General features: G+C 73.4%; 12 protein-coding genes. 4 read left to right on the forward strand and 8 right to left on the reverse strand.

Annotated elements, in window-relative coordinates; translation table 11 throughout:
- Nucleotides 1-65: 65 nt before the first annotated feature.
- From QTQ03_RS02730 to ppdK, 5 genes are all read right to left on the reverse strand, one after another.
- Entirely contained in the window at nucleotides 66-953 is an 888-nt protein-coding gene (locus QTQ03_RS02730) for a universal stress protein (protein WP_289276565.1), read from the reverse strand.
- Between the two features lie 181 nt (nucleotides 954-1,134).
- Complete coding sequence (locus tag QTQ03_RS02735; RefSeq protein WP_289276566.1) at nucleotides 1,135-3,699, reverse strand: cation-translocating P-type ATPase; 2,565 nt, start codon at nucleotides 3,697-3,699, stop codon at nucleotides 1,135-1,137.
- 152 nt (nucleotides 3,700-3,851) lie between these two features.
- The gene (locus QTQ03_RS02740; protein ID WP_289276567.1) at nucleotides 3,852-5,936 is read right to left on the reverse strand and encodes a M48 family metalloprotease; all 2,085 of its coding nucleotides are present in this window, start codon (nucleotides 5,934-5,936) and stop codon (nucleotides 3,852-3,854) included.
- The gene (locus QTQ03_RS02745; RefSeq protein WP_289276568.1) at nucleotides 5,933-6,412 is read right to left on the reverse strand and encodes a hypothetical protein; all 480 of its coding nucleotides are present in this window, start codon (nucleotides 6,410-6,412) and stop codon (nucleotides 5,933-5,935) included. The genes QTQ03_RS02740 and QTQ03_RS02745 overlap by 4 nt, the downstream gene beginning before the upstream one ends.
- Nucleotides 6,413-6,598: 186 nt before the next feature.
- Nucleotides 6,599-9,259 carry a pyruvate, phosphate dikinase gene (ppdK, locus tag QTQ03_RS02750; protein ID WP_289276569.1) on the reverse strand — a complete coding sequence of 887 codons (2,661 nt, stop codon included), beginning with the start codon at nucleotides 9,257-9,259 and terminating at the stop codon, nucleotides 6,599-6,601.
- 182 nt (nucleotides 9,260-9,441) lie between these two features.
- Here ppdK and QTQ03_RS02755 point away from each other — a divergent pair, with 182 nt between their 5' ends.
- From QTQ03_RS02755 to QTQ03_RS02770, 4 genes are all read left to right on the forward strand, one after another.
- A complete protein-coding gene (locus QTQ03_RS02755; protein ID WP_289276570.1) occupies nucleotides 9,442-9,939 on the forward strand; it encodes a GNAT family N-acetyltransferase in 498 nt (165 codons plus the stop codon).
- A 26-nt stretch (nucleotides 9,940-9,965) separates the two neighbouring features.
- Nucleotides 9,966-10,589: a hypothetical protein gene (locus QTQ03_RS02760; RefSeq protein WP_289276571.1), complete on the forward strand. Its 624-nt coding sequence runs from the start codon at nucleotides 9,966-9,968 to the stop codon at nucleotides 10,587-10,589.
- Nucleotides 10,590-10,844: 255 nt separating this feature from the next.
- Nucleotides 10,845-12,053: an L-2-hydroxyglutarate dehydrogenase gene (lhgD, locus tag QTQ03_RS02765; RefSeq protein WP_289276572.1), complete on the forward strand. Its 1,209-nt coding sequence runs from the start codon at nucleotides 10,845-10,847 to the stop codon at nucleotides 12,051-12,053.
- A 33-nt stretch (nucleotides 12,054-12,086) separates the two neighbouring features.
- Entirely contained in the window at nucleotides 12,087-12,752 is a 666-nt protein-coding gene (locus tag QTQ03_RS02770; protein ID WP_289276573.1) for a polysaccharide deacetylase family protein, read from the forward strand.
- Between the two features lie 40 nt (nucleotides 12,753-12,792).
- Here QTQ03_RS02770 and QTQ03_RS02775 read toward each other — a convergent pair whose 3' ends face one another.
- Genes QTQ03_RS02775 through QTQ03_RS02785 form a run of 3 tightly spaced genes read right to left on the reverse strand, consistent with a single transcriptional unit; the run spans nucleotide 12,793 to nucleotide 16,057 of the window.
- Complete coding sequence (locus QTQ03_RS02775; RefSeq protein ID WP_289276574.1) at nucleotides 12,793-13,755, reverse strand: glycosyltransferase; 963 nt, start codon at nucleotides 13,753-13,755, stop codon at nucleotides 12,793-12,795.
- Nucleotides 13,752-14,861 carry a glycosyltransferase gene (locus QTQ03_RS02780; protein WP_289276575.1) on the reverse strand — a complete coding sequence of 370 codons (1,110 nt, stop codon included), beginning with the start codon at nucleotides 14,859-14,861 and terminating at the stop codon, nucleotides 13,752-13,754. The genes QTQ03_RS02775 and QTQ03_RS02780 overlap by 4 nt, the downstream gene beginning before the upstream one ends.
- The gene (locus tag QTQ03_RS02785) at nucleotides 14,858-16,057 is read right to left on the reverse strand and encodes a glycosyltransferase (RefSeq protein WP_353890559.1); all 1,200 of its coding nucleotides are present in this window, start codon (nucleotides 16,055-16,057) and stop codon (nucleotides 14,858-14,860) included. Before QTQ03_RS02785 ends, QTQ03_RS02780 begins: the two co-directional genes overlap by 4 nt.
- Nucleotides 16,058-16,073: the final 16 nt, after the last annotated feature.

Here is a 16,073-nt window from a genome sequence, read left to right on the forward strand (position 1 = left end):
CGCCGAGCGGTACCTGGCGCGCGCCGCCGCGGTCAGGCGACCCGGTGCGCGGGGCGCGGCGATCGTCAGGAGGTAGCGTGGTGCCGCACGACGACCAGCGGGCAGTGCGCGTGGTGCAGGATGGCGTGGCTGACCGAGCCGAGCAGCAAGCCGCCGAGGGCGCCACGACCGCGGGCGCCGACCACCACCAGCTGGGCCGCCTTCGACTCCTCGACCAGCACCCGCGCTGGGGAGCCCCGTACCAGTCGATGCCGCACCGGGACCTGAGGGTAGCGCTCGGCGAACCCGGCGATCGACTCGGCGAGGGTCCGCTCCTCCTCCGCGCCGAACGCGTCGAGGTCGTACACCAGGGGCAGGATGTCGCCGGGGCCGACCGGGGCGGGGTACAGCCAGGCGTGCACCGCGACCAGCGGGGCTTCCCGGCGGGCCGCATGGTCGAACGCGAAGCCAATCGCCTCGGTGGACAGCTCCGAGCCGTCCACGCCGACCACGACCGGACCGTCGGCGCGCGGCTCACCCCGTAGCACCAGCACGGGGCACTCCGCGCTGGCGGAGACCTGCACGGTGACCGACCCGAGCAACAGCCCGGCGAAGCCACCCAGGCCCCGGTGTCCCAGCACCATCAGCGCCGCCCCCCGGGACTCGGCCACCAGCACCGGGGTCGGCGCGCCGTCGACCACGACGCCGGTGATCCGCAGGTCGGGGGCGACCTTGCGGGCCTGCTCGACGGCCTCCGTGACGTATTGCTCGGCCTGGTTGCGCAGGCCGGCGGTGACCGGGGCGCCCGGGACCGGGGTCAGCGGGGCGCCGGTCAGCGGCCAGATGAAGGCGTGCACCACCCGCAGGGAGCGCTGCCGGTACTCCGCCTCCCGCGCCGCCAACCGGACCGCGTCCAGCGCTGCGGCGGAACCGTCCACACCGACCACGATCGGGGCACCGGTGTTGATCGTCATGACGTCCTCCTTCGGCTCGCCCTCCAGCCTGCCGGCCCGAGGGCGCGCCGGTCAGGGGCGGGCGTCCCGGGCCTCGGGCCGTTGGTCCCGAGCCTGGCCCCACCGTGCCTGTGCCGTGGCGGGACGGGAGGGACGGGAGGGGAGAGGATGGGCGGGGATGGGCGGGGATGGGCGGGGATGGTCAGCGGGCGGCGGTGCGGCGGGTCAGGCGCAGGACCAGGCCCGGCAGGACACTGACCGCGGCGCAGGCGACCAGGTCCACGGCGCCCAGCGGCTCGGTGCCGAGCAGCTCGCGCAGCGGGGGCAGCAGCACCCCGGCGACCTGGAGCAGCGCCGAGACGGCAACCGCGACCGGCAGCGCGAGGTTGCCGTGCCGGGTACCGGGCGGGCGGGACGCCCGGACGGCCAGCGCCACGCCGAGCTGGGCCAGCCCGAGCACCACGAACACCACCGACTGCCAGGGCCGGTCGGCCCATCCGGCGGCCACGCCGGCACCGAGCACCACGGCCGCGATCAGCCCGCCGGTGACCAGCACGTCGCGGCCGAGGCCGGCGCCGAGCACCGACTCGGCGGGGGAGCGGGGCGTTCGCCGCATCGTGCCCGGCTCGGCCGGCTCGGCGCCCAGCGCCACCCCCGGCACGCCGTGGGTGAGCAGGTTGACCCAGAGGATCTGCGCCGGCAGCAGCGGTACGGCCAGCCCGAACAGCGGCCCGAGCAGCATCACCGCGATCTCGGCGACCCCGCCGGAGAGGGCGTACCGCAGGAACCGGCGGATGTTGTCGTAGATTCGGCGGCCTTCGCCGATCGCGGCGCCCACGGTGGACAGATCGTCGTCGACGAGAACCAGGTCGGCGGCCTGCCGGGCCACCTCGGTGCCACCGCCCATCGCCACGCCGATGTCGGCGCGGCGCAGTGCCGGTGCGTCGTTCACCCCGTCGCCGGTCATCGCCACCACCTGCCCCCGGGCTTGCAGACCGGCGATGATGTCGAGCTTCTGGTCCGGCTGGGTCCGGGCGTACACCCGGGTGTCGGGGTGCGCGTCGGCCAGGTCGTCGTCGTCGCCGCGGGCGAGCGGGTCGCCGTCCCGCCAGAGCCCGAGCTGGCCGCCGATCGCGGCGGCGGTCGCCGGGTGGTCGCCGGTGACGAGCAGCAGCCGCACGCCGGCGGCGTCGAAGTCAGCGGCGATGTCCGACGCCTGCGCGCGCAGCGGATCGCCGACGGCGACCAGACCCGCCGGGCGCAGCCCGACCGGCCGGGCCGGGTCGGCGGGCGGGTCGCCGACGATCGCGGAGGCGACGGCGAGCACCCGCAGCCCCTCGGCGGCGAGCCGGCGCGCGGCGGCGGTCAGCTCGGCGACCTCCGGGTCGTCCGCGTCGACCAGCGGCGCAGCGAGCACGTTCTCCGGCGCGCCCTTGCAGACCACCAGGTGTCGTCCGTCGCACGAGCGGTGCACCGTGGTCATCCGGCGCAGGTCCTGGTCGAACGGGTGCTCGGCGATCCGCGGCCAGGCGGCCCGGGTGACCCCCGGGTCCAGGCCGCACCGGGCGGCGAAGGCCACCAGCGCCGCTTCCAGGGGATCGCCGACAGCCGTCCAGTCCGGCCGCTCCGCGGTGGGTGGGGCGAGGGCGGCGTCGTTGCAGAGCAGCCCGGCCCGCGCCAGCCGGCGTAGCTCGTCCGGCACGGCCACCGGCTCACCCCGGTGGTGCACCGCCCCGTACGGCGCGTACCCGGTGCCGGTGACCCGGTAACGGGAACCGTCCGAGGTGACCGCGTGCTGCACCGCCATCCTGCCCTCGGTCAGTGTCCCGGTCTTGTCGGAGGCGACGACGGTGACCGAGCCGAGTGTCTCCACCGCGTGCAGCCGACGGGGAATGGCGCGCGCACCGGCCATCCGGCGGGCGCCCAGCGCGAGGGCGAGCGTCACCACCGCTGGCAGGGACTCCGGCACCGCCGCAACCACCAGGCTGACCGCGGTGACGGCCATGTCCACCACGGGCCGGCCACCGAGCACGCCGATGATGAAGACCAGGCCGGAGAGGAGCACCGCGGCCAGCCCGAGGACCCGCCCGAGCGTGCCCAGCCGTCGCTGCAACGGGGTGGCGGCGGGTCGGGTCGCCGCGACGAGGGTGGTGATCCGGCCGAGCGCGCTGGCCGCTCCGGTACGGACGGCGACTCCGCCGGCCCGGCCGGTGGTGACCACCGTGCCCGCGCTGGCCTCCTCGCCCTCGGTGCGGACGACCGGCACGGACTCGCCGGTCAGCGCGGACTCGTCCACGCTCAGCCGGGCGGTGTCGGTGAGGAGCAGATCGGCGGGGACCACGTCGCCGGCCTCGACCCGGACCACATCGCCCACGACGACGTCGGCGGCGGGCAGGATCACGTCCCGGCCGTCCCGGACCACCCGGGCGGTGGGCGCGGCCAGCTGATCGAGGGCGGCGATGGCGCGGTCGGCGCGGACCTCCTGGACCACGCCGATCGCCGTGTTGACGAGTACGACCAGCACGATCACGGCGGTGTCTGGGTAGTCGCGCAGCATTGTGGTGACCACGGCGGCCGCGAGCAGCAGCGCCACCAGCGGATCGGTGAGCTGGTGCAGCACCCGAGTGGCCAGGTGCCGGCGGGGCGGCGCGACGGAGGAATTCGGCCCGTCCGACCGGAGCCGCGCGGCGGCCTCCGCCGAGGTCAGGCCGGTCGGTGCCGCCGGTGTCGAGGCGAGTTTCGTGATCGTGCGTACGCCCTCGGCCACTCTGGCCCCTCCGGTCCTGCGCGGTGCGCCTCCGGCGGCACACCATCCCGCCTCCAGCCTGGTTCGCGTCGGCCGGTGTGGGCAGGGGCGGAGCTCCCCGCGGATCGGGACCAACGACCCTCCCGCTCAGGATCGTGGACCGCGTCGGACGGCTACGTGCCGCTGCCGGCGGGCTGGTCGGCGCGGTGGTCGTCACCGGGCCGCCGGGCCATCGGCGGAGCCGCCGTGCCGCCGGCCCGCCGGCGGTCGAGCCGTTCCCACCCCGACCGGACGGCCAGCACCGCCACCACCGCGGGCAGGACCAGGCCGTACGCCGCGCCGAGGTACTGACCGGCGACGAACCCGTATTCGTCGGGTTGCAGCGGCATGTGGCCGACCCAGTCGAGTGTCCAGACCGCGAGTCCCACGGCGATCACCACCAGGGCGGCGGTGGCGGCCACCGGTCCGGCCACCGTGCGGGGCAGCGACGCCGTCAGCACCACCGCCGCCAGCAGCGCCACCTGGAGAGCCATGGTCAGGTCGACGATGCCGAGCGGGTAGTGGAGGGACTCCCACATCTCGAGCGTCAGTGCGTTGGCCAACGACAGCCGGGGCAGCACCACGACCATCCCGATCCCGGCCGCGACGACGCCCGCCACCCACCACCTGTTGACCGCGACGGCACCGTACCGGTGCAGCACCACTGCCACCAGGGTGAGCGTCGCCAACGTCAGCGGCACGACGGCCCACGGCTCGGCGAGCAGGCTGAGCACGATGCGCGGCGCGGCCAGCGGCCCGCACCCCACCGGTGAGAACCGGCACCCCAGCTTCTGCTCGACCAGCCAGCCGGTCACCTCCCAGATCAGTTGGAGGAGCGCGACACCCGCCAGCACGGCGACCGGCAGCAGGACGGCACGGGCGAGCCCGCCCGGTGCCGACCGGCCGGCCAGGGCGGTGAGCCACCAGCACAGCACGATCGCGCCCGAGACACACACCACCAGACCCGTCACCAGCGGTGGGCCCTGGTGCGGCGGTGCGCCGCCAGATGCGGTGGTGGGAACGAGCGCGGGGTACGGGGCCAGGTACATCCCGGCGAGCAGGGCGACGCCGAACACCGCCCCGGCCAGCGCTGGCCGGGGCGGGCGACCGGCGAGCCGCCGTGCCTGGGCGTCCCGCCAACTGCCCAGGGCGAGGAAGACGCCCACCGGGACCGCGGACAGCGCCACGATCGACAGGGACAGCCATGGTGTGGCGTCCGGCCGGGGCCGATCGAGGAGATCGGCGGCGAGCAGCAGGTCGACCAGGAGCTGACTGTTGGCGAGCACGACCGCGGTGAACAGCCCGGCACCGAACAGCTGGCCCAGCGGCAGGGCCAACACCATCCGGTCGTCCGCGAGCCCGGCGAGCCGGGCGGCTGCGGTCGGGTGCCGGGCGAGCAGTCGCTCACGTAGCCCGCGCGGGCGTTCCCGGCCGGCGTGCAGGGCGGCCCGGAGGCCGCCCGGCGTGCCAGCGGCGGCCCGCAGGTCCGCCTCGTGCTCGCGGGCCCGGAAGAACGCCCGGACCACCAGCTCCGCGACGACCGCGAGCAGCACTGCCCGGAGCGCCACCCCGACCGCCGTACCGGCCGGGATCGGCTGCGCTGACCAGATCTGCTGGGCAAGCAGGAGCAGCGCGGTGAGCAGTGCGCTCGCCCGGGTGCTGATCCGCAGCGAGGTGGCGAACTGCAACCGGAGCAGGTCCAGATTCTGCACGTGGGCCAGCTCGTGCCGGAGCACCGCCTCGAGGACCTGCCGGCCGGCCGGCCCCTTGGCGGGCAGGGTCAGCAGCTCCGGTCCGAGGGCCACGTACGGCTTCGCGCCGGTGCCGCCGGTGAACGCCCGCCGGCCCAGCCACGGTCCGAGAACCACCTCGACCGGCACGGGTAGCCGGACCGACGGCAACACCTCGCCGACGACGTCCACCGCCGCCGGGAACACCGCCTTGTCCAGCGGCCGGGTCCGCCGCCGGTGCCACCGGGACAGCCACAGGAACATGACCGCCCCGGGAATGATCATGATGTTGAAAGTCATCTGGAGGGTGTTGACCATGCTGGAGCAGGGGTGGGTGAGGATGTCCCCCAGGCCGCAGCCAGGTGGCACGAGGAGCGTCCCCGCCGACAACGTCGCCAGCAGCGCCGCCGTGCTGAACACCAGCGCGGCGAGGGGCAACAGCAGGAAGCCGGTGTCGGCGGGCCGACCGACCCGCGCGTCGCCGGTCACCCGGCCGCCTCCGGACCGTCCAGCAGCAGCGCGCCGACCACCGCGTCAGCGATCGCCCCGGCCAGTTCCGGCTCGACGCCCAGGGCAACGGCCCGTCCGGCCGCCACCGCATGGACCTCGGCCAGTTGCTCCCGGCTCCACCCGGTGGCCGGCGGCGGGGCCACCGCCGGGTGGCGGCGCAGCGCGCCGAACATCCGGCGGGTGGCCCGGCCACCAAGCTGTTCCAACTCGCCCTCGGCGCCCCGCAGCAGCGCGGCCACGACGCCCGCGCAGACCAGCGTCACCACCGGGGTCACGGTGGTGACCGCCTCCACGACTCCGAACTGAAGGTGGTCCCCCTCGGTGGACTCGTCCACCCCGGTCAGGTACGGCCCGGCGAGCAGCTCGAAAGCCGGCAGTTCCTCGGGTGCGAGTCGGGACACCACCGCGCGGGCCAGGGCAGCGGTGTGGTCGTTCGATGCGGACGGACGCAGCATGCTTCAGTCGTAGCGAACGGAATCGATCGTTGCCACAGCGAACTTTGTCCGCTATCCGTCCCCCGAGCGGACTACCAGCTCGTCGATCTCCAGCCGGCCGATGCGTAGCTCCCTGACCACCGCCTGCCGGATCGCCAGCCGCCCGATCGCCAGAATCGAGAATCGCGGTCGGGACGCTCACCTCGCTCACCGGGAGTCGGCGGTGTCGCCGGTCGGCCGCGCGGCGGCCCGGCCGGCGGCCAGCCGGGCGATCGGCAGCCGGTACGGCGAGCAGGAGACGTAGTCCAGCCCGACCTCGGCGAAAAAGGCGATCGACTCCGGGTCGCCGCCGTGCTCCCCGCACACGCCGATCGTGAGGTCGGGGCGGGCCGCCCGCCCCTCGGCGACGGCGAGCCGGACCAGGCGCCCCACCCCGGCCGCGTCGACCGTCTCGAACGGGGAGACGGTGAGGATCCCGCGCTCCAGGTAGGTGCCGACGAACGAGGCCTCCACGTCGTCCCGGGAGAACGCCCAGGTGGTCTGGGTCAAATCGTTCGTGCCGAACGAGAAGAAGTGTGCTTCGCGGGCAAGGTCCCCGGCGGTCAGCGCCGCGCGGGGCGTCTCGACCATCGTGCCGACGGGGATGGGTGGGGCGTCCGGCACGGTGGCGAGGACCTCGTCGATCTCGGCGCGGACCGTGGCCAGTTCCCGAACGTCGTCGACCAGCGGCACCATGATCTCCGGCCGGGGATCACCCCCGTCGCGGGCCCGCTGCGCGGCGGCCTCGGCGAGCGCCCGGACCTGCATGGCGAACAGCCCGGGAAGGACCAGGCCGAGCCGCACGCCGCGCAGCCCGAGCATCGGGTTGGCCTCGTGCATCCGGCGGACGGCGGCCAGCAGGGTGGCGTCCCGTCCCGGGTCCTGGTCGAGCGCCTCCGCGCGGGCCACCAGCGCGGCCAGGTCGGACAGCGGTGGCAGGAACTCGTGTAGCGGTGGGTCGAGCAGCCGGACGGTCACCGGCAGCCCGTCCATCGCGGCGAGGATCTCGACGAAGTCCGCCCGCTGCACGGGCAGCAGCGCGGTCAGGGTATCCGACCGTTCCGCCGGTCCGTCGGCGAGAATCAGCCGCTCCACCAGCTCCCGCCGCTCACCGAGGAACATGTGCTCGGTGCGGCACAGCCCGATCCCGGCCGCCCCGTGGGCGCGGGCCCGCGCCGCGTCGGCGGGCGTGTCGGCGTTGGCGCGCACGCCCACCCGACGTACCGCGTCGGCGTGCTGGAGCAGCCGGTCCACGGCCGCCACCAGCCGGTCGGACTCCGGGGTCAGCTCACCGGCGAGGTATCGGGCGACGGGGGAGGGTGCCACCGGCACCGCGCCGGGGTAGACCGCGCCGGTGGTGCCGTCGATGGAGATCACGTCGCCGGCCCGGAACACCCGGTCGCCGACGCTGAACTCGCCGCGTCCGGCGTCGATGCGCAGCGCCTCGGCCCCGCAGACGCAGGTCCGCCCCATGCCCCTGGCGACCACTGCGGCATGCGACGTCTTTCCACCGCGGGCGGTGAGCACGCCGGTCGCGGCGATCATGCCGGGCAGGTCGTCGGGGTTGGTCTCCTGCCGGACCAGGATCACCGGCACGTCCGCCGCGACCGCGGCCGCCGAGTCGAACACGACCGCGCCGACCGCGGCCCCTGGGGAAGCGCCGACTCCGGTGGTCAGCGGCGGCGGCGCTACCGACCGGTCGAAGGCCGGGAACATCAGCTGGGTCAGCTGCGCGCCGTCGACCCGGTGCAGCGCCTCGTCGATCGTGATCAACCCTTCGTCCACGAGCTGGGCGGCGATCGTGAACGCCGCGGCCGGGGTTCGCTTGCCGACCCGGGTCTGCAACATCCACAGCCGGCCCCGTTCGATGGTGAACTCAACGTCGCACAGGTCCCGGTAGTGCCGCTCCAGGACGCTCATGATCCGCACCAGCTCGCCGAAGCTCGCCGGGTCGATCCGCTCCAACTCGGCCAGCGGCACCGTGTTGCGGATGCCGGCCACCACGTCCTCGCCCTGTGCGTCGGCGAGGTAGTCGCCGTACACGCCGGGCTCGCCGGTGGCTGGGTCGCGGGTGAACGCCACACCGGTGCCCGAGTCCGCGCCAAGGTTCCCGAAGACCATCGCCATCACGTTGACCGCGGTGCCCAGGTCGTCCGGGATGTGCTCGCGCCGCCGGTAGAGCACCGCCCGTTCGGCGTTCCATGACTCGAAGACCGCGCGGATGGCCAGGTAGAGCTGCTCGTGCGGGGCCTGCGGGAAGTCGTGGCCGACGCGCGCGGCGTACACCTTCTTGTACGTGTCGACCAGCGCCCGCAGCGCCACCGCGTCCGGCCCCGCCGGCCCGGCCGCGGTGCGGACCACCGCCAGTTCCCGCTCGAAATACTCGGCCGGCACCCCGTGTACCGTCCGCCCGAACATCTGGATCAACCGACGGTACGAGTCCCAGGCGAAGCGTTCGTCGCCGGTCCGCGCGGCCAACCCCGCCACCGTGGCGTCGTTGAGGCCGATGTCGAGGATCGTCTCCATCATCCCGGGCATCGAGTACCGGCCGCCGGAGCGGACCGCGAGCAGCAGCGGGTCGTGCGGATCACCGAGTGGCCGGCCCAGCCGTACCTCGATCTCCCGCAGATGCGCGTTGACCTCGTCGAAGAGCCCGACCGGCGGTCGGCCGTCGGCGAGGTACGCCCGGCAGGCGTCGGTACTGACGGTGAAGCCGGGCGGCACCGGCAGCCCGAGCCGGGTCATCTCCGCCAGGTTTGCGCCCTTGCCGCCGAGCAGGTCGACCTTGCTTCGGTCACCCTCGATGAAGTCGTAGACGTATCGCGTCATGGTGAAGGCCTCCTCCACTACCGCCAGGAACGTCGTCCCCTTTCGTTGGTAGCCCTGGCCCGGGGTGCGCCGGCAGGGCCGGAGGCCGAGGTCGACCGGGCCAGAGGTCCCGGGTCCGGGCCGGACATACCTCGGGCCGGGCCGGTGGACGCCGCTGACGGCATGGCCTATCCTCGACGTCGATGACCGCCGACCTGCGCCTGCGCCCCGTCCACGACGGTGACCTGCCGCTGTTCTTCGCCCACCTGCAGGACGCCGAGGCCAACTGGATGGCCGCGTTCGGCCCGGCGGATCCGGGCGACCGAGTCGTGTTCGACGCGCACTGGCGTCGGGTCCGCGACGACCCGGCCGTGGTGCCACGCACGGTGGTCGTCGGCGGTGACGTGGTCGGACACGTGATCGCGTTCCCGGCCGGCGACTGCACCGAGGTCAGCTACTGGATCGACCCGCGCCGCTGGGGTCGGGGGTACGCCACCGGCGCGCTCACCGAACTGCTCGCCGAGGTGTCGCACCGGCCGGTGCACGCCCGCGTAGCCAAGGACAACCGTGCCTCGCTCGCCGTGCTACGCAAGTGCGGCTTCGTCGTCACCGGCGAGGACCGCGGGTACGCTCAGGGGCGCGGCGCCGAGGTGGCGGAGTGGGTCCTGGAACTCTCCGGGCCGGCCCCGCTAGCGGCCTGACCTGGGCAGGCACTACCCTCGCCGGAGTGAACTGGCTGGAATTGATTGGCTGGACCGGCTCTGCGGTGCTGGTCTGGTCGTTGCTGCAGACCCGCATCCTCCGGCTGCGCGCGGTGAACCTGCTCGGCTGCCTCATCCTCATCGGGTACAACGTCGCGATTCAGGTGTGGCCGATGGTCGGACTGAACGTGGTGCTTGCGGTGATCAACGTGTGGTATCTGCGCCGCATGCTGGCGACCCGCCACGACGAGGCCACCTACCAGGTGGTCGAGGTGGGCGTCGACGACCAGTTCCTGGCCCACACGCTCCAGGTGCACGCCGCGGAGATCGCTCGCTTCAACCCCGGTTTCGCGCTGCGGTCGGAGGGGGAGCGGTCCGCGTTCGTCGTCATGAAGTCCGACGAGGTGGTCGGGGTGGTGCTGTCCCACGCCGAGCCCGGTGGCGTCGCCCAGGTCGATCTCGACTACGTGACCCGCAGGTTCCGCGACTTCACCCCCGGCGAGTTCGTGTTCCGGCGCAGCCGGCTCTTCACCGACCGCGGGTTCCGTCGGGTGGTCAGCCCACCCGGCATGGTCGCCCCCTACTACCACCGGCTCGGCTTCCGCCGGCAGGGCGACGCGTACGTGCTGGATTTGCCCGCCACCGTGTAGCGGATTCCACAACGACGGCAACGGACCTCGCCACCTCGCCTACCGGGAGGACGTCGTATGCCGGCCGAAAGCCCAGCCGCCGAGCCGCCTGGGCGGGGCGTCGCAACCGGGTTGATCGATGCCGTGTGGACAGGTCACCACGGCGGATGGCGCTTTGCGCGGCCCGGACCTAAGCTCGCCCCCATGATTGTCTCCAGGAAGCCGGCGGCCTCCGTCCGTGCGCGTCTCCGGCCGCAGCCACCCAGGCACTGACCCGTGGCAGAACGCATTGGCGTGATCGGCGGTGGAATCGTCGGTCTGGCGGTCGCCCGCGAACTGGCCGCGACCGCGGAGGTGGTCGTGGTGGAGAAGGAAGGCGAGGTCGCGCGGCACCAGACCGGGCACAACAGCGGTGTCGCCCATGCCGGTCTCTACTACCCGCCCGGTTCCTTGAAGGCCGAGCTGTGCCGGCGCGGGCGCGAACTGCTGTCCGCCTACTGCCGCGAGCGGGGACTGCCGTATCTCGAGTGCGGTAAGTTGCTGATCGCCCGCGACGAGCGGGAAGTGCGCGCACTGCGGGAGATCGAGCGCCGCGCCCAGGCGAACCAGGTACCCGGCCTCCGCTGGCTGGAGGGTTCGGAGATTCCGTCCGTCGAGCCGCACGCCCACGGGCTGGCGGCACTGCACTCACCGAAGACCGCCATCGTCGACTTCCCGGCCGTCGCCCGGGCCCTGGCCGACGACGTGTGCGCGGCCGGCGGTGAGGTCCGGCTCAGCTTCGCGGTCACCGGGATCCGGACCGACCGCTCGCCCGGGCGTGCGCCAGAGGTACTCGTACGTGCTTCGGACGGCGCGGAGCTCAGGGTGGACCGGCTCGTCGTCTGCGCCGGGCTGCAGTCGGACCGGATGAGTCGCCTGGCCGGCGACGAGCCCGGTCCGGCGATCGTGCCGTTCCGCGGCGAGTACTACCGACTGCGGGCCGACAAGAACCACCTCGTGCGAGGCATGATCTACCCGGTGCCGGATCCCCGCTACCCGTTCCTCGGCGTCCACCTGACCCGGACGGTCGGTGGCGACGTCGAGGTGGGCCCGAACGCGGTGCTGGCGCTGGCACGGGAGGACTACGACGGACGCACCGTCAACGTTCGCGACGTGTGGGAGACGGTCCGCTGGCGCGGCTTCCGGCGGTTGGCCCGACAGCACTGGCGGGCCGGTGTGCGCGAGCTCCACGGCAGTCTGTCCCGGCGGGCCTTCGCCGCCGCGGCGGCGACCTACGTGCGCGGACTCACCCCAGCGGACGTCGAGCGGGCAGGAGTCGGTGTCCGCGCCCAGGCGGTCGACGTGGACGGATCCATGGTGGACGATTTCCGGATCCATCACCTCGGTCCGGTGGTCGCTGTTCGCAACGCACCATCCCCCGCAGCCACCTCCGCCCTTGCCATCGGCCCGTACATCGCCGACCGGGTGGCCGGCAGTCGTTCGTGAGGCAGTCCCCGTCGTTTCAGGCACAGGAGAGCCATGACCGACCGCAGCGTGATCAACATTCTGTTCCACGGGATTGGTACGCCGCGCCGTGAGCTGGAGCCGGGTGAGGGTCGTTACTGGGTGAGCGTTGACCGGTTCCACGCGATCCTCGACGAGGTCGTCTCCTGGCCCCAGGTGCGACTCAGCTTCGACGACGGCAACGCCTCGGACCTCGAGGTGGGGCTACCCGCCCTGCTCGACCGGCAGGTGAGGGCCACCTTTTTCATCATCGCCGGCCGGTTGGGTGAGCCCGGCAGCGTGGACGACGACGGTGTCCGGGAACTAGGGCGGCACGGGATGCCGGTGGGCAGTCACGGCATGTGGCACCGTCCGTGGCGTGGCCTCACCCGCGAGGAGGCTACCGAGGAGTTCCACACGGCTCGGGACCGGCTCGCCGAGCTTGTCGGCGAGCCGGTCGACCAGGCCGCCTGCCCCCTCGGCCGGTATGATCGCGCGGTCCTCTCCCGGTTGAGGGCAGCGGGCTACACGCGGGTCTTCACCAGCGATCGGCGTCCGGCCCGGGCCGGCGCGTGGCTGCAGCCGCGGTACAGCGTCCGGGCGGAGGACACCGCCGAGAGCTTGCGCGACATCGTCTTCGGGCCGGGGCTGCTCGGCCGGGCCCGCTCCAGCGCGGTGGGGCTGGTCAAGCGCTGGCGTTAGCGCGCCGAGTCGACGTTCCGGCGCGAGCCGGGACGTCGACTCACGGCCTGGCGCCGATCGCGGGCCGCCGGTCGCCGGGCGGGCCGGGTACCTCCCGCAGCGTCGCCGGGCTCAACAGGCCCTTCACCGCTGCCCGGCTGGTCGGGCTGCCCAGGGCGGCCCGACTGAGTTCCCGCAGCAGGATCGCCGCCCAGTACGCGGCTGTGGCCGGCCGTCCGTGCCGGCGCCGGTAGAGGCGCACCTTGTTGAGGGTCAGCAGCCGCCACAGCCAGGGCGCCGCCCGCGAGTCACCGCCGATGTGGGTGGCGTGGGCGGCGGGGGCCAGCCGGGTCTTGAAGCCGGCGTCGCGGGCCCGCAGTGCGAAGTCCGTCTCCTCCGAGTAGAGGAAGAACGACTCGTCCCATGGCGCGCATGCCGCCCAGCAGCGCCCGCCAATCAGCATGGCGGAGCCGACCGCCCAGTCCGACGACGTTTCCCGCCCGTACGTGTCGGGGTCGGTGACCGTTTCGCCGAGTAACGGGAAGCGGCCCGCCCGTTCGGCGCCGAGGAAGGCGTCACCGAGCGTACGCAGCACGGTGGGCTCACGTCGCAGGGTGTGCTCGGGGGTGCCGTCCGCCATGGTCACCAGGGGCACCACGATTCCGCCGTCGCCGCGGTGCAGCAGGTCGAGCAGGAGCCGGCCGCAGCCCGGCGCGAGCCGGATGTCCGGGTTGAGAATGAACACCGCGGTGAAGGGTTCCGCGGCGGCCACGGCCGCGTTGATGCCGGCCGAGTAGCCGCCGTTGCGGCCGGTCTCGACGACGCGCGCGTCGGGCATGAGCCGTCGGACCAGGCCGGCGGTACCGTCCGATGAGTTGTTGTCGGCCACCGTGAGATGCCAGCGCACGCCGGCGAGCCCGGGGCCGAGGGAGTCCAGCAGATCCGGTACGACGGCAGCGCTGTTGTAGGTGACGACGATGACGGCGACGAGATCGTCGGACCCGGGTACCGGCGCGGTGGTCACGTAGTCTGCGCTCCTCGTGCGGACCGGTCGGGCGCCGCGGGGTTGCGGTAGGTCTGGTAGATGCTGGCGAGGTCGGCCCGCAGGCCGTCCGCATGGTATTCCGAGCGGATCCGTTCGGCCGCCGCGTGTCCGGCTGCCACGAGCGTCGAAGGATCCTCCTGGTAGCGCCGTAGTGCCCGCTCGACGGCGACGGCGTACCCCAGCAGGTCACCCTCGGCGACCGGTGCGCAGTACCGGGGGTCGAAGAAGTCCCGCCCGGCGAGGCCGGTGAAGCCGACGACGTAGGCGCCGCTCGCCATCGCCTCGGCCGGCGGCAGGCCGAACCCCTCACGTTCGCTGAAGCTGAGGAAGACCGCGCAACTCCGCAGCGCCTCAGCGGTCTGCGCCTCGGTCAGCCCGTCGATCGGCACGAGTTCCCAACCGGCCAGCACGCCGCGGGATCGCAGGATGTGCAGCAGCTGCTCCTGCTCGGCGGCGCGGCGGCGGGGCATGTGACCGATCCGTGGGGCGGCCGGGCGTGCCGGCGGGTGGAATACCTGCGCGTCGACCACCACCCGGGCCAGGTGCACGTCGAGGTCAGGGAAGGCGTGGCGAAGCAGTGCGGCGTTGTCCCGGGAGACCGTGACCAGCGCCTCGATGCCGGGGCAGTCCCGGTACGGGGCGCCGGCCGCGGTGCCGTCGACGGGCACCTCGGCGAAGGTGTGGTAGGCGTTCTGGTTGAAGACCAGCTTCCGGACGGGCGCGGGCAGCCGGTCCAGCCCCGGGCCGAAGTACTCGGGCACCACCAACAGGTCGGACGGACCGAGCGTCACGTCCCCGGCTGCGGCCACCCGGGTGTCGTTGGCGAACCACTCGGCTCGGAAGCCCGGCCGGGCGTGCAGCACCGCGGCGGGGATTCCCGACTCGTTGAGGAGGTCCACGTGGCGGTAGAGGTTGCGGATGCCGCCACTGGGCTTGTCATCGTCGGGGCTGAGGTAGTAGACGACGCCCGGTCCGGGGCGGCTCTCGTCGTACCGCACCGGCGGGGGAGTGCGTCGCCGTAGTTCCCGCGCGTGACCGATCCGCCGGAGTCGGTCCTGGCCCGCCCGCTTCACCGCGGCGATCACGACGAGTGCTCGGAGGCAGGGGCCGGCTCCGCCCGGACGGTGGGCTGCGCCGTACCGCCGGGCAGCGGCACCACCCGGCGCCAGACGTCGAGATAGGCGGCTGCCTGGTGCTCCCAGGCCAGGACCGAGGTGAACCGTTCCCGGGCGATCGCCCGCATCTGCGCCAGTCCGCGTTCGTCGTCGAGCAACTCGTCCATCGCCTTGGCGAACTCGTCCGCGTCACCGGTCGAGACATACCGCCCGGCCGCATCGGCCGTGCGGCGGGTCTCCAGCAGGTCGACCGCGACCACCGGCAGACCGCGGGCCAGGTACTCCACGGTCTTGGCCATGGTGGACAGGTTCGTCATGTCGCTGTGGATGTCCGGTTGGATACCGAGGGTGGCGCCGCGCAGGAGCGCGTCGACCTCCGGGGCCTGAAGCCACCCGGTGAAGCGGACCACGTCGGCGAGCCCACGTTCGTCGACCATGCTGCGCAGCCCGGGAAGACGCTCACCGTCGCCGGCGATGACCATCTCCCAGTCGTCCCGTCCGCGGAGGGCGGCGAGCCGCTCGGCTGCCAGCACGGCGCGGTCCACGTGATCCTGCTCGTTGATCACGCCGACGTAGACGATCCGCTTGCCGCCGGTGGCGTCGGCGCTGGTCGGAGTAGCGATCTCGCTGGCCGCGGGCCCGTTGCGGACGACCGTCACCCGCTCGGGCGGGCATCCGCCCCGGGTCAGCGCGATCTGCCGGTACGACTCGTTGGTGGCGACGACCTCGCTGGCGAACCGCATGGAGAGTCGCTCGAACCAGGTGAGGAACCTCGTGATGAAGGGGCGCGGAGCAGCCGTCTTGCAGGCGTACAACTCCGGGCTGAGATCGTGGTGGTCGAAGATCCAGCCCCGGCCGGTCACGCGCATCACCAGGGCGAGTGGCCAGAACACGTCCGGCGGGTTGCAGACCTGGGCGGCCACCACCCGGTGCCGCACGACCAGCACAGCGAGGTGCCAGGCGACCCAGAGGAACGCCCAGGCGAATTCGCTCGCACCTGTTCCGCTGCCATGGACGCTCCCTTCGGCGGCCGGTCGGCCGTCGTCGTAGCCAGGTTCTGTCGTGCCGCCGGCGGTGCGGCGGCGGCGAGGAGCGATGGTCGCTCCGTCACGATCGTGGAATCGGGGACTGACAACATCCCCCGTTGGTATCGAGCCGTCTGTCAACCCGCCGACTGATTGA

Source organism: Micromonospora sp. WMMA1363 (assembly GCF_030345795.1).
Lineage (GTDB): Bacteria > Actinomycetota > Actinomycetes > Mycobacteriales > Micromonosporaceae > Micromonospora.

Coding starts and splice junctions, on each gene's coding strand:
- QTQ03_RS02730 (WP_289276565.1), bottom strand. CDS start 953: ATGACGATCAACACCGGTGCCCCGATCGTGGTCGGTGTGGACGGTTCC.
- ppdK (WP_289276569.1), bottom strand. CDS start 9,259: ATGACGCGATACGTCTACGACTTCATCGAGGGTGACCGAAGCAAGGTC.
- QTQ03_RS02755 (WP_289276570.1), top strand. CDS start 9,442: ATGACCGCCGACCTGCGCCTGCGCCCCGTCCACGACGGTGACCTGCCG.
- QTQ03_RS02745 (WP_289276568.1), bottom strand. CDS start 6,412: ATGCTGCGTCCGTCCGCATCGAACGACCACACCGCTGCCCTGGCCCGC.
- QTQ03_RS02770 (WP_289276573.1), top strand. CDS start 12,087: ATGACCGACCGCAGCGTGATCAACATTCTGTTCCACGGGATTGGTACG.